Annotated in this window: 17 protein-coding genes; 10 read left to right on the plus strand and 7 right to left on the minus strand. The window is 68.5% G+C overall.

The window, feature by feature from the left end:
* Positions 1-4 precede the first annotated feature (4 nt).
* Both AMA02S_RS02235 and AMA02S_RS02240 read right to left on the minus strand, forming a co-directional pair.
* The gene (locus tag AMA02S_RS02235; protein ID WP_067450678.1) at positions 5-1,318 is read right to left on the minus strand and encodes an adenosylmethionine--8-amino-7-oxononanoate transaminase; all 1,314 of its coding nucleotides are present in this window, start codon (positions 1,316-1,318) and stop codon (positions 5-7) included.
* On the minus strand, positions 1,315-2,880 hold the full coding sequence (locus AMA02S_RS02240; protein ID WP_084264441.1) for a CCA tRNA nucleotidyltransferase: 1,566 nt from the start codon (positions 2,878-2,880) through the stop codon (positions 1,315-1,317). Before AMA02S_RS02240 ends, AMA02S_RS02235 begins: the two co-directional genes overlap by 4 nt.
* A 506-nt stretch (positions 2,881-3,386) precedes the next feature.
* Between AMA02S_RS02240 and AMA02S_RS02245 the strand changes: the two genes are divergently transcribed.
* From AMA02S_RS02245 to AMA02S_RS02275, 6 genes are all read left to right on the plus strand, one after another.
* A complete protein-coding gene (locus AMA02S_RS02245; protein ID WP_067450681.1) occupies positions 3,387-3,941 on the plus strand; it encodes an aminoacyl-tRNA deacylase in 555 nt (184 codons plus the stop codon).
* Between the two features lie 434 nt (positions 3,942-4,375).
* Positions 4,376-7,840, plus strand: coding sequence for a DUF6049 family protein (locus AMA02S_RS02255; RefSeq protein WP_067450687.1), 3,465 nt, complete (start codon positions 4,376-4,378; stop codon positions 7,838-7,840).
* 46 nt (positions 7,841-7,886) lie between these two features.
* A complete protein-coding gene (gene murJ, locus AMA02S_RS02260) occupies positions 7,887-9,572 on the plus strand; it encodes a murein biosynthesis integral membrane protein MurJ (RefSeq protein WP_067450690.1) in 1,686 nt (561 codons plus the stop codon).
* Positions 9,573-10,167: 595 nt separating this feature from the next.
* Entirely contained in the window at positions 10,168-11,775 is a 1,608-nt protein-coding gene (locus AMA02S_RS02265; RefSeq protein ID WP_067450693.1) for a protein kinase family protein, read from the plus strand.
* Between the two features lie 403 nt (positions 11,776-12,178).
* Positions 12,179-12,802: an RNA polymerase sigma factor SigM gene (gene sigM, locus AMA02S_RS02270; RefSeq protein WP_174550924.1), complete on the plus strand. Its 624-nt coding sequence runs from the start codon at positions 12,179-12,181 to the stop codon at positions 12,800-12,802.
* Complete coding sequence (locus tag AMA02S_RS02275; RefSeq protein ID WP_067450699.1) at positions 12,799-13,587, plus strand: anti-sigma factor family protein; 789 nt, start codon at positions 12,799-12,801, stop codon at positions 13,585-13,587. Before sigM ends, AMA02S_RS02275 begins: the two co-directional genes overlap by 4 nt.
* Positions 13,588-14,027: 440 nt before the next feature.
* Here AMA02S_RS02275 and AMA02S_RS02280 read toward each other — a convergent pair whose 3' ends face one another.
* Positions 14,028-14,600: a dienelactone hydrolase family protein gene (locus tag AMA02S_RS02280; RefSeq protein WP_067450702.1), complete on the minus strand. Its 573-nt coding sequence runs from the start codon at positions 14,598-14,600 to the stop codon at positions 14,028-14,030.
* Between the two features lie 444 nt (positions 14,601-15,044).
* Between AMA02S_RS02280 and trxB the strand changes: the two genes are divergently transcribed.
* Positions 15,045-15,998 (plus strand): thioredoxin-disulfide reductase, encoded by a 954-nt coding sequence (gene trxB, locus AMA02S_RS02285; protein ID WP_067450705.1) that lies wholly within the window; start codon positions 15,045-15,047, stop codon positions 15,996-15,998.
* 154 nt (positions 15,999-16,152) lie between these two features.
* On the opposite strand, the gene AMA02S_RS02290 is transcribed toward trxB, so the two are convergent.
* A complete protein-coding gene (locus AMA02S_RS02290; RefSeq protein WP_067450708.1) occupies positions 16,153-16,770 on the minus strand; it encodes a GCN5 family acetyltransferase in 618 nt (205 codons plus the stop codon).
* A 1,201-nt stretch (positions 16,771-17,971) separates the two neighbouring features.
* Between AMA02S_RS02290 and AMA02S_RS02295 the strand changes: the two genes are divergently transcribed.
* Positions 17,972-19,204, plus strand: coding sequence for an aminotransferase-like domain-containing protein (locus tag AMA02S_RS02295; RefSeq protein ID WP_067451514.1), 1,233 nt, complete (start codon positions 17,972-17,974; stop codon positions 19,202-19,204).
* 71 nt (positions 19,205-19,275) lie between these two features.
* Positions 19,276-20,214 (plus strand): D-alanine--D-alanine ligase family protein, encoded by a 939-nt coding sequence (locus AMA02S_RS02300; protein WP_067450711.1) that lies wholly within the window; start codon positions 19,276-19,278, stop codon positions 20,212-20,214.
* Positions 20,215-21,481: 1,267 nt separating this feature from the next.
* Here AMA02S_RS02300 and AMA02S_RS02305 read toward each other — a convergent pair.
* From AMA02S_RS02305 to rsmG, 3 genes are all read right to left on the minus strand, one after another.
* The gene (locus AMA02S_RS02305; protein ID WP_067450715.1) at positions 21,482-22,471 is read right to left on the minus strand and encodes a ParB/RepB/Spo0J family partition protein; all 990 of its coding nucleotides are present in this window, start codon (positions 22,469-22,471) and stop codon (positions 21,482-21,484) included.
* On the minus strand, positions 22,468-23,283 hold the full coding sequence (locus tag AMA02S_RS02310) for a ParA family protein (RefSeq protein WP_067451517.1): 816 nt from the start codon (positions 23,281-23,283) through the stop codon (positions 22,468-22,470). Before AMA02S_RS02310 ends, AMA02S_RS02305 begins: the two co-directional genes overlap by 4 nt.
* A gap of 356 nt (positions 23,284-23,639) precedes the next feature.
* Positions 23,640-24,329, minus strand: a complete 690-nt coding sequence (gene rsmG / locus AMA02S_RS02315; protein ID WP_067450718.1) for a 16S rRNA (guanine(527)-N(7))-methyltransferase RsmG — start codon at positions 24,327-24,329, stop codon at positions 23,640-23,642.
* Between the two features lie 172 nt (positions 24,330-24,501).
* On the opposite strand from rsmG, the gene AMA02S_RS41245 reads away from it, so the two are divergent.
* Positions 24,502-24,945 (plus strand): DUF6458 family protein, encoded by a 444-nt coding sequence (locus AMA02S_RS41245; RefSeq protein WP_067450721.1) that lies wholly within the window; start codon positions 24,502-24,504, stop codon positions 24,943-24,945.
* Positions 24,946-25,261: the final 316 nt, after the last annotated feature.

Consider the following 25,261-nt stretch of genomic DNA (forward strand, 5'->3'; position numbering starts at 1 on the left):
GGATCTAGAGGGACTCGGCGATGGCGTTCATCGCGGCGGCGATATGGGTCGTCTCGTCCTCGGTGCAGACGTACGGCGGCATCGCGTAGATCAGCTTCCCGAACGGGCGGAGCCAGACGCCATGCGCCATGGCCACGTCCTGGACGGACGACACGTCCACGGGTTCATGGGCCTCGATGACGCCGATCGCGCCCAGGACCCGGACATCGGCGACACCGGGCAGCGACGCCGCATCGGACAGTTCGCTGGTGAGGATCGCCTCGATGGCGTCCACCTCGTCCCGCCAGTCGCGGGACAGCAGGAGGTCGATCGAGGCGGACGCGACGGCCGCGGCCAGGGGGTTCGCCATGTAGGTCGGGCCGTGCATGAGGACGCCCGCCTCCCCGGACGTGATCACATGGGCGACCCGGTCGGTGCACAGCGTCACGGCCATGGTCATGTAACCGCCGGTCAGCGCCTTGCCGAGGCACATGATGTCCGGGACGACCTCGGCGTGGTCGCAGCCCCACAGCTCCCCCGTCCGGCCGAAGCCGGTGGCGATCTCATCCAGGATGAGGAGGATGTCGTGTTCGTCGGCGATGTCGCGCAGGGCCCTCAGATACTCGGGGGCGTAGAAGCGCATGCCGCCCGCGCCCTGCACGATCGGCTCGACGATGATCCCGGCGAGCTCGCCCGCGTGGGCGGTGGCGATCGCGGACAGCTCGTCCAGATACGCCTGGTCGGGGACGGCCGCGTAGCCGAGCGGGGGAGCCGGCGCGAACACGTGGCGGGCGAGGACGTCGTTGAAGATGTGGTGCATCCCGTTGACCGGGTCGCAGACGGCCATGTCGCCGAAGGTGTCGCCGTGGTAGCCGCCGCGGACGGTCAGCAGCCGGTGCCGCTCCGGACGTCCCTGCGAACGCCAGTACTGCAGCGCCATCTTGATCGCGACCTCGACCGCGACCGAGCCCGAATCGGCGAAGAAGACCTTCGTCAGCGGCTCGGGAGTGATCTCGACGAGCTTCTCGGCGAGCCGGACGGCGGACGGGTGCGTGAGGCCACCGAACATCACGTGCGCCATCTTGCCGAGCTGCCCGGTGACGGCCGCGTTCAGCTTCGGGTGGTTGTAGCCGTGGAGGGCGGCCCACCAGGACGACATGCCGTCGATCAACTCGGTCCCGTCCGCGAGCGTCAGCCGGACGCCGTCCGCCGACACGACCGGATGGACGGGGACCGACGCCGGTATCGGCGCGTACGGATGCCAGATGTGGTCGCGGTCGAACTCCAGCATCTGCTCGGTCCGGTGAGGGCTCAGCCGCCCGAGCTGTAGAGGGATCATGGTCGACCATCCTCTGCCGTCAGGGCGTCCCCGGCGGGGCGTTCGCCCCCAGACGAGCGACCCTCGGACGGGCGGCTGCTCTCGGGCGGGAGGGATGCCTTGCCGCCCGGTGAGAGGATTCCCTCTCCGACGGCCCAGCGGCGCAGCTCGTCGGCCGCGGCCTCCTTGCCGATCATGCCTTGGTCGAGGCGCAGTTCCAGCAGGAACCCGTACGCCCGACCGACGAGCGGCCCCGGCTTGATCCCGAGGATCTCCTGGATCTCGTTCCCGTCGATCTCCGGACGTATCGCGGCCAGCTCCTCCTCCTGGGCGAGCCGGTCGATCCGCACCTCCAGATCGTCATAGGTCCGCCTGAGCCGTTCGGCCTTGCGCTTGTTCCGGGTGGTGCAGTCGGCCCGGGTGAGCTTGTGCAGGCGTGTGAGCAGTGGCCCCGCGTCCCGGACGTAGCGGCGGACGGCCGAGTCCGTCCACTCGCCGGTGCCGTAACCGTGGAACCGCAGATGCAGTTCCACCAGGCGCGACACGTCCGCGATGACGTCCTTGGGGTAGCGGAGCGCGGTCAGCCGCTTGCGGGTCATCTTCGCGCCGACGACCTCATGGTGGTGGAACGACACCCGCCCGCCGGACTCGAACCGGCGCGTGCGCGGCTTGCCGATGTCGTGGAGCAGCGCCGCGAGCCGCAGGACGAGGTCGGGGCCGTCCTCCTCCTGCGCGATCGCCTGCTCCAGAACGATCAGCGAGTGCTCGTAGACGTCCTTGTGCCGGTGATGCTCGTCGATCTCCAGCCGCAGCTTCGGCAACTCGGGCAGGACGTGCTCCGCGAGCCCGGTGTCGACGAGCAGCGCCAGCCCCTGCCGCGGGAACCGGCCGCAGATCAGCTTGGACAGCTCGTCCCGGACCCGCTCCGCGGAGACGATCTCGATCCGTCCCGCCATGTCCTTCATCGCCTGGATGACGTCGGGCGCGACCGTGAAGCCGAGCTGCGAGGCGAACCGGGCGGCGCGCAGCATCCGCAGCGGGTCGTCGCTGAAGGAGTCCTCGGGGCGGCCGGGCGTCCGCAGCACCTCGCGTTGCAGGTCGGCGAGGCCACCGAACGGGTCGACGAACTCGTAACCCGGGAGCCGCGCGGCCATGGCGTTCACCGCGAAGTCGCGCCGGCGCAGATCCTCCACCAGCGAGGTGCCGTACGACACGGCCGGCTTGCGGGACTTCGGGTCATACGACTCGCTGCGGTAGGTGGTGATCTCCAGCTCGACGCCGTCCTTGCGGAGCCCGACCGTGCCGAACTCGATCCCGATCGTCCACAGGGCGTCCGCCCAGTCGCGAATGATCTCCAGGATCCGCTCGGGCGGCGCGTCGGTGGTGAGATCGACGTCCTTGGTCGGACGGCGCAGCAGCGCGTCCCGCACCGGGCCGCCGACCAGTGCCAGCTCGTGCCCGGCCGCCGCGAACCGGCCGCCGAGCTCGTCGGCGATGGGTGCGATCTTGCGGAGCAGCTCGGCGATGGCGGTCCGCCGCGTCGGCGAGGACTCTGGGGACACGTTCTGGTTGGGCACGGGCATCGAGCGTATTTCCTCGGTAAGCAGGCTGACAAAGGACTTTTAGTGATACCCGGGGGCGCGCGCGAAAGTCCTTGCGGGGGCACGCCCCGTACCCTCGCGCGGCCCGGAGACCGTCGGAAGGAGGACGCGGACTCTTCATATGGCGCGAACCGCGGGTTACGTTCTGGACACCCCGATGACGCCAGCGCGACCTCCGGTGAGCCTCCCGTACGACAACGGTAGCGGGATCCGGCAGGTTCGCGGTCCGCCGCGGGTGCGGCTGACCGCAAGGACAGGCGCGGAACAGGCCCGGACGGACGCGGCACAGATCTGGACGGACCGCGCACGGGCCAGGCCGCGGCCGCGGCGTGTGCGACACCGCGCGGTTCGGCAAAGCCGGACGATGAGGATTAGGTGGAACACCTCGGGTATGTGGGGATATCCATCTCAGAGCAAGCAGCACGGGGGCACAGGGAAGTAACCAGTCACGGGGGTGAGCGGGAAGGTCCCGCGGGAGGAGCCCGATCATGAAAGACGCCCTCGCCATCCACCGCGCGCTGCTCGGATGGGAAGCCGCGCACGAGATCGTGCGGCTACCCATCGCGATGGGCCACGCCGACGAGTTACCCAAGGCGCTCGGCCTCCCGGCGGACCGGTGCCTGGTGACACGCGTCTACTCCTGCGGCGAGGCCTTCAGGGGACATCGCTTCCTGGCGGGTGTGATCGTCCAGGCGGGAGCACGGCCGTCCGCCGAGGCGGTACGGCTCGCCACCGGCGCGCGGCTGGTGCGCCCGGCGCGCGCCGATCTGATCAACGCCGTCACCGAGTACGCCGCCGACCTCGTCTGCCCGCTGCTCCTGCCCGACTCCATGCCCCTGCTCATCGACCAGCACCTGGTGGACGATCTTCCTGGCGACGATGTGGTCTACACGGCGACAGGCGAGCCGTCGACGGCGCTGGGCATCCGAGGACGCTCCCTGTACATGCTGTGCGAAGCCAAGCCGGTGAACCTGTTCCAGCCTTCCGCCAGGGACCGTACAAGCCGTCCGAATACGCCAGATTTCCGTCACCCCGTCGCCTGACCCGGTGCCCGGCGGTCACCCGCGTGTCGCACGCCTTTCACTCCCGATCGGCCTCCGCCAGCCGCATACCCGAACAGACTCCCCCTGACCCGAACATCTCCGGCCGATGGCGAATCTTTCCGGCATCCCGCCTGCTCGTCCCGCGACACCGGCCCGCCGCCACGCGGAAGCGGGGATGCGCCCAGCGGGTCCCCGCTCTCGCCTTCGGGCGCTCATGGCATGGTCAAGCGCGCGGTGATGCTTGCGGACCTCATCCGTCCCGTCCGCCACGGTGGCGAGGTGGTTCGGCATCCGGACGACCAGAATCCATGCCACAGGTGGGCGGGAAGGTCTGACGGGCCCGATGTCGGGACTACCATCGAGGCCGTGGTGCGGGAAATCGAACCCTGCCGTCCCGAGGCGGTCCAGGCGGACGGCCCTTGGGCGGACATGGCGTGAGGACGGTCCAACGCGCGGCCGCGCTGGCCGCCCTGCTGCCCTGCATCATCGCGGCCACGGCGCCGGCGGGGACCGCTCCCGTGCTGGCTGCCTCGCGCACGATTTCCGCGCTCCCCAACGGGACGGCGCGGCTCGGCACGGCGACCCAACCGAACACGCCGGCACAACCCGACGCGCCAGAGCAACCAGACTTGGGCAGCTCAGCTCAGCAGGCGTCGGCGCGCGCGCAGGTGGGTCTGGCCCTGACGAGGGTCACCCCGAAGACCGTCCGTGAGAACTCGCTGATCGACATCGCCGGCCTGGCCCAGAACCGTTCGGGACACCAGCTCCCTGGGCTGACCATACGGCTCCGCTACCGATCGCAGCCGATCACGAGCCGCAGCGAACTCGACCGGGTCGCGGCCGGGCAGCCGTCCGCGCTGCCCGGAGTCGGCCGACCAGTACCGCTGGCCGGGGCGACCACGGCGGGCGGCAAGCAGAACTGGGGATTCAAGACCACCGCCAAGGCCCTCGGACTGCGGGCCCTCGGCAGCGCCCCCGGCGTCTACCCGGTGGGCGTCGAGGTCCTGAACTCCGCCCAGCAGGTCGTCGGCGGCGTGACGACCTTCCTGACGTTCGTCCCGACCCGCGGCAACTTCAAGAAGGTCGCGGTCGGCTGGGTCTGGCCCCTGATCGACCGGCAACACCGGGCGGACGACCAGACCTTCCTCGACGACCAGCTCAGCAAGGACATGGCGTCCGGCGGACGGCTCAGCGAACTCGTCGGCGCGGCGGCGGCCACCAACACCCCGATCACCTGGGGCATCGACCCCGCCCTTCTGGACGACGTCCAGCAGATGGCGGGTCAGAACTACGCGGTGAAGTCCCCGGGCACGAGGAAGACCACCGAGAAACGCAAGAGCGCGGCGGCCGCCGCCTGGCTGACGGCGCTGAAGGAGGCCGCCAAGAGCGACCCCTACTTCACCGTCCCGTACGCCGACCCCGACGTCCTGGCACTCGTCCGCTACAAGATGTCGCGCGACGTCGTCACCGCCTACGACCCCAAGAACACCGGCATCGCCGCGCAGACCCTCGGCCGCCCGGCGAACGCGCACATCGCCTGGCCCGCGGCGGGCGCGGCCGGCCCCGGAACGCTCGACCTGCTCGCCAAGCTCGCCTTGAAGCCGAGCGGATCCTTCCTTATGAGCAGCAACCAGTTCCAGTTGCCCGTCCAGGGCGCCGCGGCGAACGCCGTCACGGCGCTCCCCACGTCCACCCAGGGCACCAAGAAGGCCCTGCTCTACGACGACAAGCTCAACGAGATCGTCAGCAAGGGCTCGCGCTCCGCGGGCGGCGGGGTGCTGACCGAACAGCGTTTCCTCGCCGAGACCGCGATGATCGCCGCGGAGACGCCGAACCTCCAGCGCACGGTGATCATCGCCCCCGACCGGCACTGGAACCCCGCTCCCGGTCTCGCCAAGAACCTGCTGTCCTTCACCAAGTCCGCGTGGACGAGCCCGACGCAGCTGAGCAGGTTCGAGTCCGCGCAGCCACAGGGCCGGGTGTTCAACGGCTATTCCGACGACTACCTACGGTACGAACTCGGCTCCCCATACCTCGCCCAGGTACGCAATATCGCCCGGCGCGCCGCCTCTTTCGAGGCCGTGATGACGAAACCGATCAAGATCTCCTATCAGCGCGCCCTGCTCCGGACCGAATCGACGGCCTGGCGCTCGCGGGGCGTCCTCGCCAAACGGGCCAGGGACGAGCTGTCGTTCGAGCTCGAACGCGAGATGAACAAGGTCCGCATCGTCACCCCCAACAGCAAACGGGTGAATATGGCGGGCAGCTCGGGAAAGCTGCCCGTGACCATCGAGAACAAGCTGCGCAATCAGTCGGTCACGGTCCGGCTCACCGCCACCTCGGACAACAGCACCAAACTGCAGCTTGGACGTCTCGACCCCGAAGACGAGATAATCAGTCTCCGGGCGGGCGAACTCGTGCAGCGATGGATCCCGGCGAAGGCGGCGGGCAACGGCAAGTTCGGCGTCCACCTGCAACTGGAAATCCCGAACTCGGGCGGCAAGCGATTCGGCAACGGCCAGGACATCACCGTCCGCACCACTGGGTACGGGCGTCTTGCCCTCCTCATCACGAGCGGCGGACTTGCCGTACTCTTCGTGGGCGTCGGAGTGCGGGCCATCAGAGCAAGGCGCCGCCGAAAAGCGGAGGCAGCCGGTGACGGGTCGACCGGAATGGGACCAGCAACACCCGGAGGACCAGGAAACGGGTTCCCCGGCCCCGGCATCCCCGGGCCCGGAGGCCCCGGCACCGAACCCTGGGCAGGGTCCCTACCAGGCATTTCCTCCGCCACCACAAGGCACGCCCCCCACGCAGCCTCCGGGACGGGCTCAGCAGCCGACACAGAATCAGCCTCCGAACCAAGGCGGGCCGAGCCAGAGTCCCTCCTCGCTGCCCCCGTCGGGTACGCCGAACCCGGGCACACAGAATCAGAAACAGGACCCCAGCCAGGGCCGGCCAGCACAGACCCCGGCCTACCCACCCCCTGGAACGCCGAATACGCCGCCGAACCGTCCACCGCTCCAGAACCAGTTCTACCCGGAGCCAACGACACAACAGGATCAGCCGAGCTCGGATCAGAGTCCCCTGCACCAGAGTCGGCCGCAATCGACCCAGACCCCTGGACCCGGCTGGACACCGTCGCCAAGCCATGGCGGACCGCCTCCGGACCGTCCAGAGCGGGGGCAGAGCCACCGACCGCCGGGGCAGAACTGGGCGGCCCCTTCGGACCAGGGCCTGCCGCCGACCCAGGACCGGCCCCGCCGTCAGCCTCCGGGCAGCGGCCAGACCCCTGGGCCGGGCTGGGGGACCCCCTCGCCCCAGAGTTCATCACCGCTCCCGAACCAACAGCAGGACCAGAGGCACCCTGGCACGAGCAAGAACCCACCGGGACCGGGCTGGACGACAACGCCGGGACAGCCGGCGCAGGAGCAGCCCTCGGGTCGTACCCAGAACTTCCCGGCTCCGCCTCGTACTCCGGCACAGCCGAGCCCACAGATGCATCCGAACCAACAGCCGAATCAACAGGGACAGCCGGCTTCGCCCTACCCGACGCCTGGGCAGCCCCCGAGCCAGAGCCCACCGGGCCACAGCCCACAACGCCAGGGGTACCCGCACCAGGGACAGCCTCAGAGCTCTCCGAGCCCGAATCCGCCGGGCCAGGGACCTCAGGAACCGGGCCGTCCCAGCCAGGGATATCAGGCCCAAACGCCACTGTTCCCGGGGCAGGAATCGACGAATCCCCCACAACAGGGACACCCAGTACAAGGGAATCCAGCACAGGGACACCCAGCACAGGGGAATCCGGCACAGGGGAATCCGGCCGAGTGGTACCCGAACCCGCAGCCGATGGGCGGCCAACCGGTCGCAGGGGCAAACATCGCGGCGAGAACCGCGATTGACGTCCCGCTCCCCGGAGGCGGAGCACCAGTCGCCGCCAAGACGGCCGTGGACTTCCCGTCCGGAGACGTCCCGCCCGAGGACGGTGCGGACTCCGGGGGCGGGGCCGGGGGCGCGTCCGGCATCCTGCGCTCCGGTGCGATCATGGCCGTGGGCACCCTCGCGTCCCGCGTCACCGGCTTCCTCCGGACGGCCATGCTGGTCGCGGCCCTCGGCACCGGCGCGCTGGCGGACGCCTACAACACCGCGAACACGGTCCCCTTCATCGTCTACGACCTGCTGCTCGGCGGTGTGCTGACCGCGGTGGTCGTCCCGCTGATCGTCCGGGCCCGGGAGCGCGACGCGGCCTACGGCGCCCGCTACGAGCAGCGGCTGTTCACCCTCGCCGTCCTGGGCCTCGCAGTGATCACCGTCGCCGCGGTGCTGCTCGGCCCGGTCTTCATCACGATCTACGGCGGCGCGATGGAGGGCGCGCAGCGCGACCTCGCGGTGCTGTTCGCGCGGCTGTTCGCCGTACAGATCTTCTTCCTCGGTGTCAGCGCCTTCTCCGGCGCGATCCTCAACACACGCAAGCGGTTCGGGGCACCGATGTGGGCGCCGGTGCTCAACAACATCGTGATCTGCGGCACGGCCGCCGCCTTCCTGCTGGTCAGCACCGGGGCGGTGACGCCCGGCTCCATCTCGGACAGCGAGGTCGCGCTGCTGGCGGGCGGCACCATCGGCGGCATGGCGCTCCAGACCATCGCGCTATGGCCGTCCCTACGCGGTTCAGGGTTCCGCTGGCGGCCCCGGCTCGACTTCCGCAAGGGCGAACTCGGCCAGATGGGCCGGATGGCCGTGTGGACGCTCAGCTACGTCATCATCACCCAGATCGGCTTCGCGGTGACGACCTCGCTCAGCAACGCAGCGGGTGTGCTCGGACGCAAGGAACACCTCGGCGACGTCGGCTACACGCCCTACTTCAATGCCTACCAGCTGTTCCAGCTCCCGTACGCGATCATCGGCGTCTCCGTGATCACCGCGTTGCTGCCCCGGATGAGCGAGCACGCCGCCGCGAACCGGATGGGCGAGGTCCGCGACGACTTCTCCAGCGGGCTGCGACTGTGCTCGGTGATCATCCTGCCGGCGGCCGCGCTGATGGCAACGCTCGCCGGAGAGATCACCACCGTCCTGTTCGCCCACGGCCAGACCACCGTGTCGAACGCCCAGGTGATCGCGAACGTCCTTGAGATGTTCGCGATCGCCCTCGTCCCGTTCGCCGCCTACCAGCTGATGCTCCGCGTCTTCTACGCCATGCAGGACACCCGGACCCCCGCCTTCATCAGCGTGTCCGTGGTCATCACCAACATCGCGATGGCGTTCACCGCCTACAAGGCACTGCCCACCGAGAAGATCATCGTAGGGATCGCCGCCGGGTTCGCTCTGGCCCAGACCGTGGGCGCGCTCGTCGGCTGGGCCATCCTCCGCCGTCGCCTCGGCGGCATGGACGGCCGCCGGATCGCCGTGACCTACCTCAAGCTGGCCATCGCGCTCTGGCCCCTGATCGGGTTCGCCTACGCCGCGCACGCCATCGTGGACGCGGCGCTCGGCGAGGGTCTCCTCCCGGGACTGGCCGCCCTGGTGGTGGGCAGCGCCGGAGGCGGACTCCTCTACCTGTTCTTCGCCAAGCTCCTCCGGGTGGGCGAGGTCCAAACCATGATCACCACCATCAGCAGACGTATCCCCGGCCGCTGACCAGCAGCGCAGCACACCGCACCGCCTCCAGAACCTCAACGCACGACCATGGACGCATCACAGCAGGCTCTCCCGCGCGGCACGCGCGGGAGAACTCGCTCCGTCGCCAGGGTTCGCCACTTGGTGTGGACATGACAATCACCACGCCGTCAGCCACATCGCCTGGTATGACATGACAGACCTCAACGCGGCCAGCCTCACCGCCTAGCTGCACTTGTCATGGTGTATTGGTGACAGTCAGGCAATAGGTGTTCGATGCCAGGCGGCCGGTGCGGTGCAGGGCACGGATCGTTGTTGTGCACCGGCCAGGTTGTCAGAACGCCGGCACGGACAGTCGTAGGTTGACGTAAGGAGGCGGACGGTCAGGTGCGCTACAGAGGGTGTCCAGGAAGTTACCTGTTCCAAGCTCGATGGTAAAGCGAGGCAAAGTACACAGGACGCGCGGCGATAAGGCGGCCACTTGTGCGAGTAGCCACTACCATGTGGGGGACTACGGCTTGCGGGGCGACACCCTGGGGAACGCAAAGAGGAGGGTCGGAGGCGTAAGCTGCCACGCCACGAACATGGGATCTGACCACCTGCGCAGGACGTTGCCGTGAGCACGTCAGTTATCGAGCCCGGCACACGACTCGCCGGCCGCTACCGGCTTGAAGAGCGCATCAGCGACTCAGGCGGCTCTTCGCTCTGGAAGGCCATCGACGAGATCCTCGCCCGGGCCGTCGCCGTCCGCACCTTCGACCCCGAGTTCCCCCGCGTCGCCGAGGTCGTCACCTCGGCCCGCGCCGCCAGCCGCCTGACCGACCCGCGCCTCACCCAGGTGTTCGACGCCGACGACAGCGGCGAGAGCGCCTACGTCGTGAGCGAGTGGGTCGTCGGTGAGACCCTGGAGCAGATGCTCGGGAAGGCTCCGCTGGAGCCGGGCCGTGCCGCGACCTTGCTGTATGAGGCCGCTGAAGCCATGGCCGCCGCGCACGCCGCCGGCTTGGCCCACCTGTGCCTCACCCCCCGCGACCTCGTCTGGACGACCGGCGGCACGGTGAAGCTCCTCGGCATAGCCACCGATGCCGTCCTCGGAGACCGCTACTCCGATGACCCTGCCGGTGAGGACGTCCGGGGGCTCGGACGCATGCTGTACGCCGCGCTCACAGCCCACTGGCCGGGCGACGACAAGGGCTCCGACCTACCGCCCGCTCCCGGGAACGCAGGCGTGCCCCACGCTCCGCGCCAGGTGCAGGCCGGCATCTCCCACGCGGTCGACGCGATCGTCTGCCGTTGCCTCGGCCTCGGCGAGGCGGGGGCGCTGGCCACCCCAGCCGAGTTGGCCAAGGCGCTGCGCGGTGTTCCCCGCACGCCACTGCCGCTGTTCGCCGGGCTCGGCAATGTCCAGGCCCCGGCCCCGCGCCCCGCGGCCCCAGCGCCGAAGCGCCCACCGATGCATTCGACGAGTCCCGCGACGCAACCGCACCAGCCACACCAATCGCATCAGCCGCCGGCCAGCCAGCCCACCACACGGATTCCGGAGCCCCGGGCGCGCTCGCGGCGCAACACCGGGCCGCCTCCCCCGGGATCCTCGTCCCATGGCACCACCGGTCTGCCGCGCAGGCCCGCCAACCGCGCTCTCCTCGGCGTCGCCGCGGCGGCGCTAACAGTGATCGTCGGCCTTGGAGCCTGGGCGCTGATCGACAACGGCTCGAAGGAGAAGTCGGGCAACACCGGGGTCAGCGACCAGGGCAAGAAGTCGAACCCACCGAAGCCGGCCACCGTCAAGCTGAACGTTCAGAACGTGACCGGCTTCGAGAAGCCCATCGGCAACCACCACGACGAGGCGTACAACCGGAACACCAACCTCGTCATCGATGGCAAGTCCAGCACCAGTTGGGAGACCCAGAGCTACGCCGACCCCGACTTCGGTAACTACTCAAAGGGCATCGGAGTCCTCCTCGACATGGGCCGCTCGGTCAAGGTGTCCAACATCAAGATCATCACTCCCCAGGTCGGTGGGATCCTTCAGGTCAAGATCGGCAATTCGCAGTCCGCGACCGACCTGAAATCCGTCGGCCGGCAGCAGGGCACTGGTGGCGAGCTGACGGTTCCGGTGAACCCGCAGGTCTCCGGGCAGTACGTGCTGGTCTGGTTCACCAAGCTCCCCTCGTCCCTCAAGGGCAAGCTCAGCGAGATCGCCGTCTACGGTTCCACAAGCTGATCACCTCTCTTCCCCGGCTCCTGCCGGGCGCGGGACGCTGTCTCCTGTCTTGGTAAGGCTCTTGCTTTGCGTGGCAGGGCTTCTCTGGCGTCGACGAGGTGCCGCAACCTCGCCGGACCCGCTACGTTCATGGTCAAATATTGGGGCCGGGACGGGAAGTAGAACGTCGTTCTGTGGATAAACCGGCGGCGGGGGCGCCGTCCGGAACAGCAGGGCATTCGGCGACCGGGCAAGGGAACGGACGGGGGTCGCGAGCTGTGACGTGGGGTGGCGCTTGTCGGTATCGTGCCTGTGAACAGAATGTCCCCTCTCCCCAGGAACCTGTGGTGTCTACCCCAGCAGGCGCAGCCGGTCGCAGACGTCCGGCACCGATCGGGCGTCCCGTACGAGAAAGCGGTCGCTCATGACGTCGGTGAGCATGCGTCGCGTGGACGAGGTACCCGACAAGGAGCTCCTCGCGCGCCACGCGGAGGGGGACCCGCACGCTTTCGCCGAGCTGGTGCACCGGCACCGCGACCGCATGTGGGCCGTCGCGCTGCGGACGCTCGGCGACCCGGAGGAGGCGGCGGACGCCCTCCAGGACGCATGCCTCTCGGCGTTCCGGGCGGCCGGACGCTTCCGCGGCGACGCGGCCGTCACCACCTGGCTGCACCGGATCGTGGTGAACGCCTGCCTCGACAGGATCAGGCGCAAGTCCGTCCGGCCGGCGACGCCGATGGGGGACGACGCCACATTCGATGCCGTCGCGCCGAAGATGCCCGACCCGACCGACGCGCACGGCGTGTCCCTCGACGTCCGCACCGCCCTCCTGCACCTGCCGTTCGAGCAGCGGGCGGCGCTCATCCTCGTCGACATGATGGGGTACTCGGTCGATGACGCGGCGCAGGTCCTGGAAGTCCCACCTGGAACGATCAAGAGCCGCTGCGCGCGCGGCCGGGCGAGGCTGGCGCCACTTCTCGTCCATCACCGGAACCGACGGGACCCCAGGAACGTCGGAGGTGTGGAAGGAGGTGGCATGCCCAAATGAACCCCGCTCATCTTGACTATGACGTCCTGGCCGATCTGGCCGAGGGGCTACTCGAAGACGATCAAGCCGCCTCCGTCAACGCGCACCTCGACACCTGCGCCGAATGCCGGGACCGATCCGCCGACCTTGTGGACGTCTCCCGGATCCTGGCGGAGGCACCCGTCCCGTCCATGCCCGCGGAACTGGCCGAACGCATCGACACCGCCATCGCGGCGGAGTCGCTGAACAACGCCACCGTGGTGAGCCTGGAGCAACGGCGCGGAAGGCGGCATTGGCGGATAATGTCGGCCGCCGCGGCGGCGGTGGTCGTGCTCGGCGGCGGAGCGATGGTCGGCAAGATCGCCTTGGACGAATCGAGCGGCGGCGATCACCAGGGCGCCGCGCAGAGCCCCGTGCAGGATGCGAGTGAGGGACGCGGAGCGGCGAAGGGCGCGGCTCCGCAGGCACCCGACGGGGGAACCATGCTGAACGCCCCGTCCTACACCGTCGCTCACAGCGGCACCGACTACCGGGCGGGAAACCTGGGCGGCCAGGTCGACCGGCTGATGGGCAAGGGAGAGGCCCTGAAGTCGCGCAGCGGTCCGCCAGGGCAGCAACTCGCCGGATGCGTCAACAGCGTGACCCGCGGTCAGCCGCCGGTCCTCGTCGACCAGGCCAAGTTCGAAGGTCGGCAGGCCACGGTGATCGCGGTGCGCGGCGACAAGCCGGGCAGTTGGAACGTCTGGGTGGTCAGCCCCGAGTGCACCGCCCAGGACCCGCACCTTCTCAAGCAAGAGACAGCCTGACCGTTCGAGGGATTGTCCCGCACACCACGATCAACACATCACGATCAATACCGCCTCTGAGCGAGGCTTGATTCATAGAGAAGGCCGCGGACGGCGTGGGAATGCCGTCGGCGGCCTTCTGCTTCGCCCGCGCGAGAGCGCGGGAGCACCGGTAGACGGGAGCGCGGGTGCCTACGCCGCCCTCGCGAGTGACCATCGGCTCGGCCGGGCTGGGTCGAGCTGAGTAGGACGAACTCGTCGGCGTCCTCGGTCGCCCCTGACCTGTGGCTTCGCTCGGCTCTCGCTCGCTGCGGGATCCGGGCGTGCGGGATCTAGGTCCCGTCCGTCGTGGGGTGGGGTGGGCGCCGGGATCGATGATCACAGACCCGGTGGTTGCAGCGGTGCCAGGGCTGAGGTGGAGTGCACGGCTGGGATGGGTGTCGGGGCTGGAAGGGTGCCGGTCAGAGGTCGGCCAGGAAGTCCAGGGCGATCGTCCAGGCGCGTTCGGTGGCCTCGGGGTCATGATCGGGCAGATCCGGGTCGGTGAAGAGGTGCCCGGCACCGCGGTACCGGAAGACCTCGACATCGGTCCCTGCCCTGCGCATCCTCAGATACCAGGCGTTCACCCAGTCAACGGGCTCGTAGGTATCGGGATCGGCGACATGCAGTTGCACCGGGATGTCGGCGGACGCATCGTCCGCCAGGTCCGAGGTGCCGTGCATCTGGAGCAGTCCGCGGGCCTTCTGGTCCGCGAGCGCGAGGTTCTGCGCGAGAGCGCCGCCGAGCGAGAACCCGGCGTACACGAGCCCACCCTCACCGGTCAGGGGCGCGGCGGCCGCGACTGCGCGGCGCAGCAACTCGTCCCGACCGATCTCGTCCTTGATCGCTATGCCCTCCTCCGCGCTGTCCACGACCCGGCCGTCGTAGAGGTCCGGGACATGGACGTCGTGCCCCGCACCGCGTATGAGGTCCGCCGCTTGGTGAACGGCGGGACGGAGCCCGTACATCGAGTGGAGAAGCAGAATCCGAGCCATGCGGACAGCTTAGAGCTGGGGAGTGACGAGCCATCTCCGGCATGCCAGCGAGGAACCGCGTCCTATCGACGAGGAGATGGGAAGCCATCCGAACGGGCCATGCTGACAGTTCAGCCGCCCGAACGGAGACGAAGGAGGCGACTAGCGGGGGACGAGCAAACAAGAACATGTCGGGCGGAGATACGGGGCGAAAGCACGCAACCTGACGACCGACGACCGTGGACGGACCAGGACGAGCCGCAGGCTGGGTGAGCGGCGAGGGCGCTGGGCGCGGGCGGCGGGAATCCCCGGGGCCTAGGATCGGTTGACGCGACTGGCAGACCTGGCCGTGCCGGACCCGCGCCTCCCGGAACAGCCCTGGGGATGAGAGCGCGGTAGGTGGACATCGTGGCGGCCACTGGAAGTCGTCCGGCGCCGAAGGTCAACGAAGAGAGGCACAGAACAGTGAGCGACGTCCGTAACGTCATCGTCATCGGCTCGGGCCCCGCGGGCTACACGGCCGCGATCTACGCGGCCCGCGGTGACCTGAAGCCGCTGGTGTTCGAGGGATCGGTGACCGCCGGCGGTGCACTGATGAACACCACCGACGTGGAGAACTTCCCCGGCTTCCCGGACGGCATCATGGGCCCCGACCTGATGGACAACCTGCGCAAGCAGGCCGAACGGTTCGGTGCCGAACTCATCACCGACGATGTCACCGAAGTCGACCTGACCGCCGACCCCAAGGTCGTCAAGGTCGGCGACGAGACCTATCTCGCCAAGTCGGTGATCGTCGCGACCGGCTCGGGATACCGCGAGCTCGGACTGGAGAATGAGAAGCGGCTGTCCGGACGGGGCGTCTCCTGGTGTGCGACCTGTGACGGTTTCTTCTTCCGCGAGCAGGACATCGCGGTCGTCGGCGGCGGCGACACCGCGATGGAAGAGGCGATCTTCCTCACCAAGTTCGCCCGCTCGGTCACGGTGATCCATCGCCGCAGCGAGCTCCGCGCATCCAAGATCATGCAGGACCGCGCGTTCTCCAACGAGAAGATCAAGTTCTTGTGGGACAGCGAGGTCGTGGAGATCAACGGCGAGGATCGCGTGACCGGCGTCCAGACGCGCAACACCGTGACCGGCGAGGAGGCCCAGCTGGAGATCACGGGACTCTTCATCGCGATCGGGCATGACCCGCGGAGCGAACTGTTCGCCGGCCAGTTGGAGACCGACACCGACGGCTACCTGCTCGTGGACTCGCCGACGACGAGGACGAAGATCCCCGGCGTGTTCGCCTGTGGTGACGTCGTCGACCATGTCTACCGCCAGGCGATCACGGCCGCGGGCAGTGGCTGCGCCGCCGCGATCGACGCCGAGCACTGGCTTCAGGACCAGGACGCCGCCGAGACCCCCGCCCAGTCCTGAGCCGCGAAGGCCGACGGCACCGCCGCACGACATCGACAGGCGTGGCGGCATCCAGGCGAGGAACACCGCCTTGTATCCCGCGGCGAACGCGACAAGCGTGTGGCCCGCCTCCGTACACGGAGGCGGGCCACACACACAAATGGCTCAGATCGCTCTAGACGGGTCGGAGTGCACCTTCCGGACTCATGGAGCCGAGGAGCCGCTCCAGTGCCACCTCGACGTCCTCACGCCACGACAGGGCGGACTTGAGCTCCAGCCGCAGCCGCGGGTAGCGGTGATGCGGGCGGACGGTCTTGAAGCCGACGGAGAGAAGGTAGTCGGCGGGCACCATGCATCCGCCTTCCTCCCCCTTGAGATCACCGAACGCCTCGATGGCCTTGACCGCGCGCCGGGTGAGATCCTTCGCGATGCCCTGGACGAGCATCCGGCCAAGCCCGCCACCGGTGAACTCCGGCAGGATGTGGGCCGTCATCAGCAGCACGGCGTCCGCGCTCACGGGGCTCGTCGGGAACGCCACCGACCGCGGGACGTACAGCGGCGGCGCGTACATCACGAAGCCCGCCGGGACATTGTCGACATAAACGATCTTGCCACAGCTGCCCCACTCCAGCAGCGTGGAAGAGATCCACGCCTCCTTCTCCAGGCCGGAGTCCCCGCTCTCCAACGCGCGGTCGCGGCTGACGGGGTCCAGTTCCCAGAAGACGCAGCCGCGGCAGCGATGCGGTAGATCACCCAGATTATCCAGCGTGATGTTGACGAGACGACGCGACACCGGGTCGGCACCCCCTGTTGCGATCCTCGCTCGCCGGCCAAAGCCCACGGAACGCCGCACTCATGCGGAACGCTGCACGGGCTTCTCGGGCGGAGCGCCACTCCGCAGAAGTTCCCGGCAACATTCCGGGTCCCTCGGGCATCGTATCGGACAGGGAAGTTCCCACCCGTGCCCGGCACGCCACCCGCAGCACGAGCCCGCGGCGGACCGGCCCGCCACGCCGAGCTTCCAGGGCCGCACCCTCAACAACGGCCGGGGATGTGATGACAGCGAGGCGATCCAGACGACACCATCCCGAATGCCGAAGTGCCGTCCACCCCCCGCATGATGCCGCGAGCGACACGGCCACCAGCCGGACATGCCACCCCGACATGACGCGCCCCTCACCACGACGCGTCCCTCCGAGCGACTCGGCCCTCAGCGCGACACCAGTCCCGCCAGGACGACATGTCCTCCAGAACGCCACGGCCGCGAGACGTCGCCTCGCGACCACCGATGCTGGACATCTCGGCCTCCAACTCGTCGCGACGTTCGGAAAGCACTCCCATGATCCCTACTGCGGTTCGACTGGTCGGACGTCGCACATGGCCAGGATCGGCGCCGTGCCGCTCCACAGGGGCGCCATCCTCACCATGGCGGCGTGCGTCACGGGGGAGCAGCCACAGCGATCTAGGATGGCGCGGCGCCCCAGCCACGCCTACAGCGTCCTGCACAACGCGACCTCGGCCGGAAGGCGCCGCTCCCCGGAAGGCGGGCCCTCCCCGTCATCAGACTTCCCGGACGACACGACCTCCACAGTCGTTGCGCTTCCCGCCGGCGTCATCCCCGGCCAACACGACGTCCCAGACATCGCGACTTGGGTGTCACCGCGACCTAGACCCCGCCGCCTGCCGGCGGGACGGCCTCTGGGGGTCCCCCAGCGGGCGCCGTTCCGCACACAGGATTCTCGGGAGCGGCGCGATCATCCCGGCGCCAAGCGATCCTCGTGCGGCGCACGCCCACCAGAAGGACGGGAGACAGAACGCCTACGACGGCGCAACCACCAGGCAACGGTGTGGCGTCATCAGAGGGGTTCCCCGAACTCGTCCGAAAGTCGATGCCGTATTTTGCATGGAAGCCAGTCCACCTCGGAGGTGCCCTCGTGGAACAGCACTCGCGTACAGATGCCTACACCGATCGCTACGCCGCCCGTGCCGCCGGCATGGTGCCGTCGGAGATTCGGGCTCTGTTCGCGATGGTCGCCCGTCCCGAGGTCGTGTCCCTCGCAGGCGGCGCGCCGTATGTCTCAGCGCTCCCCCTCGATGCGGTCGGCGAGATGATCGGCGACCTGGTCGCGGGCAAGGGCGCGGAGGTGCTCCAGTACGGCTCGGCCCAGGGTGACGAGCAGCTGCGCGAGCACATCTGCGAGGTGATGGCTCTCGAAGGAGTCCAGGCGTCCGCGGACGATGTGGTCGTCACCGTCGGAGCGCAGCAGGCTCTCGATCTCATCACCAAGATCTTCATTGATCCAGGAGACGTCATCCTCGCCGAGGCGCCGTCCTACGTCGGAGCGCTCGGGACCTTCGCCGCCTATCAGGCGGATGTCGTCCACGTTCCCCTGGACGAAGGAGGTCTGATCCCCGCTGCACTCCGCGAGGCCCTCGCCCGCCTCCGCCAGGAGGGCCGCCGGGTCAAATTCCTCTACACAGTCCCGACGTTCCAGAACCCCGCGGGCGTCACTCTCACCCAGGCCCGCCGCGCCCAGATCCTCGAGATCTGCGCCGAGTACGACGTGCTGATCGTCGAGGACAACCCCTATGGGCTTCTCGGCTTCGATGGTGAGCCGATGCGCGCCCTGCGCGCGGACGAGGCTGAGCGCGTCATCTATCTCGGCTCGTTCTCCAAGACCATCGCCTCCGGCCTCCGTGTGGGCTGGGTGCTGGCACCGCACGCGATACGCGCCAAGCTCGTCCTGGCCGCCGAGTCCGCGATCCTCTGCCCGTCGAACCTCTCACAGCTCGCCGTCCGCGAGTATCTGGCCACCCAGCCGTGGCGCGCGCAGATCAAGGACTTCCGCGAGCTGTACCGTGCCCGACGTGACGCGATGTTGGAGTCTCTTGACCAGCTGATGCCCGACGGCTGCACCTGGACGAATCCCGCCGGCGGATTCTTCGTCTGGCTGACGCTCCCCGAAGGGCTCGATTCCAAGGCGATGGCACCACGCGCCATCGCCGACCGGGTGGCCTACGTCCCCGGCACCGGCTTCTACGCCGACGGCAGCGGACGCCAGCACATGCGGCTGTCCTACTGCTTCCCGGAACCACACCGCATCCGCGAAGGTGTCCGGCGTCTGGCTGCGGTGGTGGAACAGGAGATCCAGCTGCGAGACACTTTCGGTGGAGCGGCTCAGCGCGGCTCCACCGGTGTCCACACACCGGGGCCGGACATCGTCTGAACCCCATGTTTCACGTGAAACGCGCCGGGCTCCCCGGCGCGTTTTTCGTCTTCGTCTGAAGGGCAACTGCATTGGAACTCGGGCATGTCGTCGTACTCGCCGGGGGACTGTCGTACGAGCGCGAGGTCTCACTCCGCTCCGGGCGCCGAGTCGCGGACGCCCTACGGGCCCTGGACATCCCCGTCGAGCTCCGCGATGCCGACGCGACTCTCCTGGACTCTTTGACCGACGATCCCCCGGACGCGGTCTTCCCCGTCCTGCACGGGGCGGCGGGGGAGGACGGCTCGATCCGCGACGTCCTGGAACTCCTCGACACTCGCTACGTTGGCGCCCGCCCAGACGCCTGCCGAGTCGCCTGGGACAAACCGACCGCCAAGTCCGTCGTCCGGCGCGCGGGACTCCAGACCCCGGATTCCGTCGCGCTGCCCAAGGAGGTCTTCCACGACCTCGGCGCCGCGTCCGTCCTGGACCAGATCGTCCGGAGTCTCGGGTTGCCTCTCTTCGTCAAACCCACCCGCGGCGGCTCGGCGCTCGGCGCCTCCGCCGTTCACGATGCCTCCGAGCTTTCCGCCGCCATGGTCGGCTGCTTCGCCTACGGGGACGCTGCCCTCGTCGAGCGCTACGTCCCCGGTACCGAGATCGCGGTCAGCGTCATCGAGCGCCAAGGCAAAGCCACCGCCCTCCCCGCCGTTGAAATCGTCGCGCCAGGCGGACAGTACGACTACACCGCCCGCTACGACGCCGGCGACACCGAGTTCATCACCCCCGCGCGCCTCACCCCCGAAGCGGCCGAACGCGCCACCGCCGCCGCCGTGACCGCCCACCACGCCCTCGGCCTCCGCGACCTGTCCCGGACGGACCTCATCGTCGACGACGAAGGCGAGGTGCATTTCCTCGAGGTCAACGTCGCTCCAGGGATGACGGAGACAAGCCTTCTCCCCCGAGCCATCAGCGTCGCCGGTCTCGACCTCGGCGAGGTCTGCCGAGACCTCATCCTCGCGCGCTTCTAGGGCTGCTCCGCCATGAAGACCTCCGAGACGGGTGAGGACCGACCATCTCCACCGCACTCGGAGGTCTTCGCATTGATCGACCACCATGCCCTCGGCAGGTCGACCGGCCTTCGTTCAAGGCACCAACTGGTTCACCGAGATCGTGCCTACGTGAGCACGACAGCGCCTAGCAATCTGAGACTCCCCCGCGGCTTTACCCCGCAAGGCGGGGCAATTCACCTGGACCCTTGAGGTCGCCCCAGTAACAGCACCCAACCGCCGGCACCTGCTCCACTCACCACCCGGCCGGCCGCACCCCACCAGCGAAACAACGTCGCCGCTGCAAGCCCCCCGGTACCCCTCGCCGCCGCCCTCGCCAGAACGAGACACTCAGCCAACCCGTCTACACAAGGCCGCGCAACCACCTCGTCCTACCACCAAGGAGACTGCTGCCGCCCGATCCGGCCGCCGGCGTTCGCGGATCAACACGGATGACGACTCCTGCATCACCAAGGCATGCGGGGGCCGAGTTGTCGCGCGAGAGCTGGGCCCGATGTTTCACGCGAAACGTCAACGCGCCCACGCTCTGCCACTGCGCGCACCGCATGAGCCTCTCTCGGTCGCCGCATCCGTTCGCTGTCTCGAAAACCCGCCGGGCTGGCAGCGGGCCAGAGTCCCACCGACCTGGACTACACCGCCGAGGGCCGCGTCACGCTGGCCGGAATCGCACGAGCAAAATGCGCTCGTTCCCCAACCGCCGCCAGGCAAGCATCACGTACGTGAGGGCGCACGCAGCGTGGACCAGTCGACGGGCCGCCTGGTCGCTTCGGCGCCCAGGAAGCGTGAAACCAAGTCACTGCCGAGGGTCTCGGAGGACCGAGCTTGGCGATGAGACTGCGGATAGCCTTGCCGATCCAAAATCACACCGTGGATCCGCGGATACCGCGTGTATCGCCGCCAGTGGCGTCGGGCGCCACGAGGCCAACACCCAGATGCAAGCAGGCGAGAGGATCGAAGGGGGAGAGGATCGATAGATGGCCTCAGCAGGACGGCACAGAGCACGTTTCCCGTGAAACATCCGGGGAGACATCCTCTGGGTGGACGAGCTGGACGGCTGAACGAACCCAAGAGCGCCCTGCGCCACCGGCCACACGCCACCCGCGTCCCACACACACGGAGCCATCAGACACCGGACGAACCGGCTCGCCGGGCTCACCAGGGTGTGCAGGCAGAGACGAAAGAGCGCCCCGAAGGCACACAGCCCGGGACGCTCGCGCGCTGTGGAGAGCTAGTCCGACTCGCTCACACCCTCATCAGGAGCCATCGACTTGATGATGCGGTCCAAGTCCTCCAGGGTGGCGAACTCGACAACGATCTTGCCCTTGTTGCGCCCCATGTCGACCCGGACCCGCGTCTCGTAGCGATCAGAGAGCCGGTCGGCGATCTCCTTGAGGCCCGGTGCGACAGGCCGCCTAGGACGGCCCTGTCGTGGTGCCTTCGGCTCGTCCACCTCGCGGAGGGCGATGAGCTCTTCCAGGGCCCGGACGGACAGTCCCTCCTGGACGATGCGCTGAGCCAGATGCTCCTGTGCCTCAGTGCTGTCGAGCGAGAGCAGTGCGCGCGCATGACCGGCGGACAGAACGCCCGCGGCCACCCGGCGCTGCACCGCAGGCGGCAGGTTCAGCAGCCGCAGCGTGTTCGTGATGTGCGGACGTGAGCGTCCGATACGGCTGGCGAGCTGCTCGTGGGTGGCACCGAAATCCTGCAGGAGCTGCTGATAGGCGGCCGCCTCCTCCAGGGGGTTCAGCTGTTGCCGGTGAAGGTTCTCCATGAGCGCGTCACGGAGTAGATCGTTGTCACCGGTCTCGCGGACGATGGCGGGGATGACGTCCAACCCGGCCATCCGGGACGCGCGCCAGCGGCGCTCGCCCATGATCAGCTCATAGTCGTGCTCGCCCAGGTCGGCGGACTTGCGGACGACGATCGGCTGGAGCAGACCGACGATGCCGATCGACTCGGCCAGCTCCTCCAGGGCCTGCTCATCGAAGTGCGCGCGAGGCTGACGCGGATTGACCGTGATCGAGCGAACGGGCAGCTCGGCAAAATGGGCGCCGGCGACCGGTTTCATGTCCGGACCGGCGTCCGACCCGGGACCGTGTGGACCACCGGGAAATCCCGGCTCCCCCGCGGCGCCCGGTTCCTCCGGCGTGGGCGGAGGCGGGGCCGTGGGGATAAGGGCTCCAAGCCCCTTGCCCAGGCCGCGTCGCTGCTGGCTCACTTGGCCGCTCCCCGGTGAGCCATCTCCGAGGCGGCCTCACTGTAGGCGAGTGCCCCGCTCGAACCGGGGTCATAGGTCATGACGGACTGGCCGTAGCTCGGCGCCTCCGAGACCCGCACGCTGCGGGGGATCACGGTGTTGAGGACGACTTCACCGAAGTGGTTCCGGACATCCTCGGCAACCTGGGCGGCGAGGCGGGTCCGGGCGTCATACATCGTGAGCAGGATCGTCGAAACGTTCAGCTTGGGGTTGAGGTGCGCCTTGACGAGGTCGACGGTGCGGATCAACTGTCCGAGGCCCTCCAGCGCGTAGTACTCGCACTGGATGGGAATGAGCAGCTCATCTCCGCCGACGAGGGCGTTCACCGTGAGCAGACCGAGGGATGGCGGGCAATCGATCAGCACATAGTCGAATTTTTCGGTCTCATAAGCCTCTAGCGCGCGGCGCAGCCGGGACTCACGAGCCACCTTGGAGACGAGTTCGATCTCAGCGCCGGCGAGGTTGAGCGTTGCCGGCGCACAGAAGAGGTTGGGGATTTCGGGGGCCGGGACGACGATGTCGGACAGGGCCATGTCCTCGATCAACACGTCATAGATGGACGGGATCTCGGCATGGTGCTCGACCCCGAGGGCGGTGGAGGCGTTCCCCTGCGGGTCGAGGTCGACCACGAGCACCTGGGCACCGTGCATGGCGAGGGAGGCGGCGAGGTTCACCGAGCTGGTGGTCTTGCCGACGCCTCCCTTCTGGTTGGCGATGGTGACGATCCGGCAGTGGCCCGGCCGAGGCCACTCCTTGTCCCTGCGGCCCGACATCACCTTGAGTCCGGTGGTCGCTGTTTCATGTGAAACCTTGGCGTCCTTGAGCGCCTCGCGCACGAGTTCTGACTCCCCCTGAGATGGTCCCTTGCGCGGACCCGGCGGCGGTTGCGCGCCGGCGTGGGTCGGCACATAGCCGACGTTCTCCGCAGTACCGGACGTCGTGTTACCCCACAACGCGTGTCCGGAGGGCGCGGTGCCTGGGCTCGCCTCCCCCGGCGCTTCGGCGATGGCCTCGTCCGGGACCGGTTCGCCTTGCCCAACCGTGCTCTCACCCGGTCCGGTCTGTCCGGACGGCTGTTCGTCGGGGGATTCGTCGGCGCGGTCAGGCCAACCCAGCCCTGGTCCCGTGCTCATGAAGACCTCTTCCTCGACCCTTTAGCGCGCCGGGGCGCGCGTTGTTGTCGCCCGACCGCTCCGTCCCGGACGACCTCCCGATCGGCGACCACACGGACGAGCGTTGTCGGCGGATCGACCATACCGCGCCCGACTTGAAGCAGTTCGGTGGTCCGCACCCCGAAACGCTTCAGCACCGGACGAGCCTCCTCCAGCTCCGTCGCGGCCCGCTCGCCTTTCAGAGCGAGCAGTTCCCCGCCGGGACGAAGCAGCGGAAGCGCCCATTTCGCTAGCCGTTCGAGAGGCGCCACGGCCCTGGCGGTGGCCACGTCCATCGAGAAATCCTTGGCCACCTCCTCCGCCCTTGCCCGACGGACCTCGACGTTCGGCAGACGCAGCATCTCGACGCACTCGTTGAGGAACGTGGTGCGTCGCAGCAACGGTTCCAGCAGGGTGACCTTCAGGTCGGGTCGGACGATCGCGAGGACTACGCCCGGCAGCCCGGCGCCCGACCCGATGTCCACGACCTGCGCATCGATCGGGATCGCCTCGGCCACTACGGCACAGTTGATCAAGTGCCGCTCCCAGAGCCGGTCGGCCTCGCGCGGCCCGATCAGACCTCGCTCGACCCCGGCGTCGGCGAGGAACGCCGCATAGCGCTCCGCTACCGGCAGCGCGTCACCGAATACTTCGCGTGCAATCCCCACCGTACGAATCGTTCCACAAAAACCGGTGACGGCGTACACGCGAAACGTCCCAGCCCAAACACCATGTAACCCTTGCGCTACGGCCAGGACCATGTATCCGTCTGCATACTCGGCGTCCTCCGGGTAGAGGGAGGACCAGTGTCACCCGCCTCCCCGGAAGGAGCTCCGGCACATGGGAATCGGAGTCAGTCTCGCGTTCATCGCCCTCGGTGCGATCCTCGCGTTCGCCCTTCGCGTCGATCTCAGCGGCGTTGACATTCACCTGGTCGGTTGGATCCTGATCCTGGTCGGGTTGATCAGCATGGGCTTCACCCTCAAATACACCCGCCCCCGGCGCCGCGCCGGTCGAATCGTCGGGACCGACCCGGCATACGGGGACGAGCCGGGAACCGTCGTCCGGGAGGAGCACATCATTCAGGACCCGCCTCCCGGCGGCCGCCCCGCCCAGCGCGTTGAGCGGGTGATCGAATATCCGGCGGAGGAGGCCACACCCCACGGCCACCTGGCCCAGGACCCCGCCTATGCCCAGGATCCTGCACACGCCCAAGACCCGGCAGAGGAGAACACCACAGGCATCGCGTCGAACACCCGCCGCTCCCCGCGCGAACGCAGGTAGACGCAGACCAGCTCGGTGTGCTTTGGGCGGCGGTGCACACCGAGCTCCGCAGGGATCCCGCACCTGCCAGGAGCGGGATCCCTGCTCGTGCCCTGTCCACAGAATGCCGTTCTACTTCCCGAAGCCCTCGCCAGGTCAGACCATGGATACATGAAACAGAAGACCTCGCCCCGGGCCACCGAGCACGACGATTCCGGCCACAGGCTCCCGCTGTCTACAGCCAACGGCCACGGTGCCCTTGTCCGCAGTCCCGACCGGGGAGACGCCGAGACACCGCGAACCTGCCTCGATCTCAAGCGCCGACCCTGTTGTCACA

This window comes from Actinomadura macra NBRC 14102 (assembly GCF_001552215.1).
Classification (GTDB): Bacteria; Actinomycetota; Actinomycetes; order Streptosporangiales; family Streptosporangiaceae; genus Spirillospora; species Spirillospora macra.

What these genes read in the sequence shown, in the direction of transcription:
- AMA02S_RS02235 (WP_067450678.1), bottom strand. Translation starts at nt 1,318, where the DNA reads ATGATCCCTCTACAGCTCGGGCGGCTGAGCCCTCACCGGACCGAGCAG.
- AMA02S_RS02240 (WP_084264441.1), bottom strand. Translation starts at nt 2,880, where the DNA reads ATGCCCGTGCCCAACCAGAACGTGTCCCCAGAGTCCTCGCCGACGCGG.
- AMA02S_RS02245 (WP_067450681.1), top strand. Translation starts at nt 3,387, where the DNA reads ATGAAAGACGCCCTCGCCATCCACCGCGCGCTGCTCGGATGGGAAGCC.
- sigM (WP_174550924.1), top strand. Translation starts at nt 12,179, where the DNA reads ATGACGTCGGTGAGCATGCGTCGCGTGGACGAGGTACCCGACAAGGAG.
- AMA02S_RS02275 (WP_067450699.1), top strand. Translation starts at nt 12,799, where the DNA reads ATGAACCCCGCTCATCTTGACTATGACGTCCTGGCCGATCTGGCCGAG.
- AMA02S_RS02280 (WP_067450702.1), bottom strand. Translation starts at nt 14,600, where the DNA reads ATGGCTCGGATTCTGCTTCTCCACTCGATGTACGGGCTCCGTCCCGCC.
- AMA02S_RS02295 (WP_067451514.1), top strand. Translation starts at nt 17,972, where the DNA reads ATGGTGCCGTCGGAGATTCGGGCTCTGTTCGCGATGGTCGCCCGTCCC.
- AMA02S_RS02310 (WP_067451517.1), bottom strand. Translation starts at nt 23,283, where the DNA reads ATGTCGGGCCGCAGGGACAAGGAGTGGCCTCGGCCGGGCCACTGCCGG.
- AMA02S_RS41245 (WP_067450721.1), top strand. Translation starts at nt 24,502, where the DNA reads ATGGGAATCGGAGTCAGTCTCGCGTTCATCGCCCTCGGTGCGATCCTC.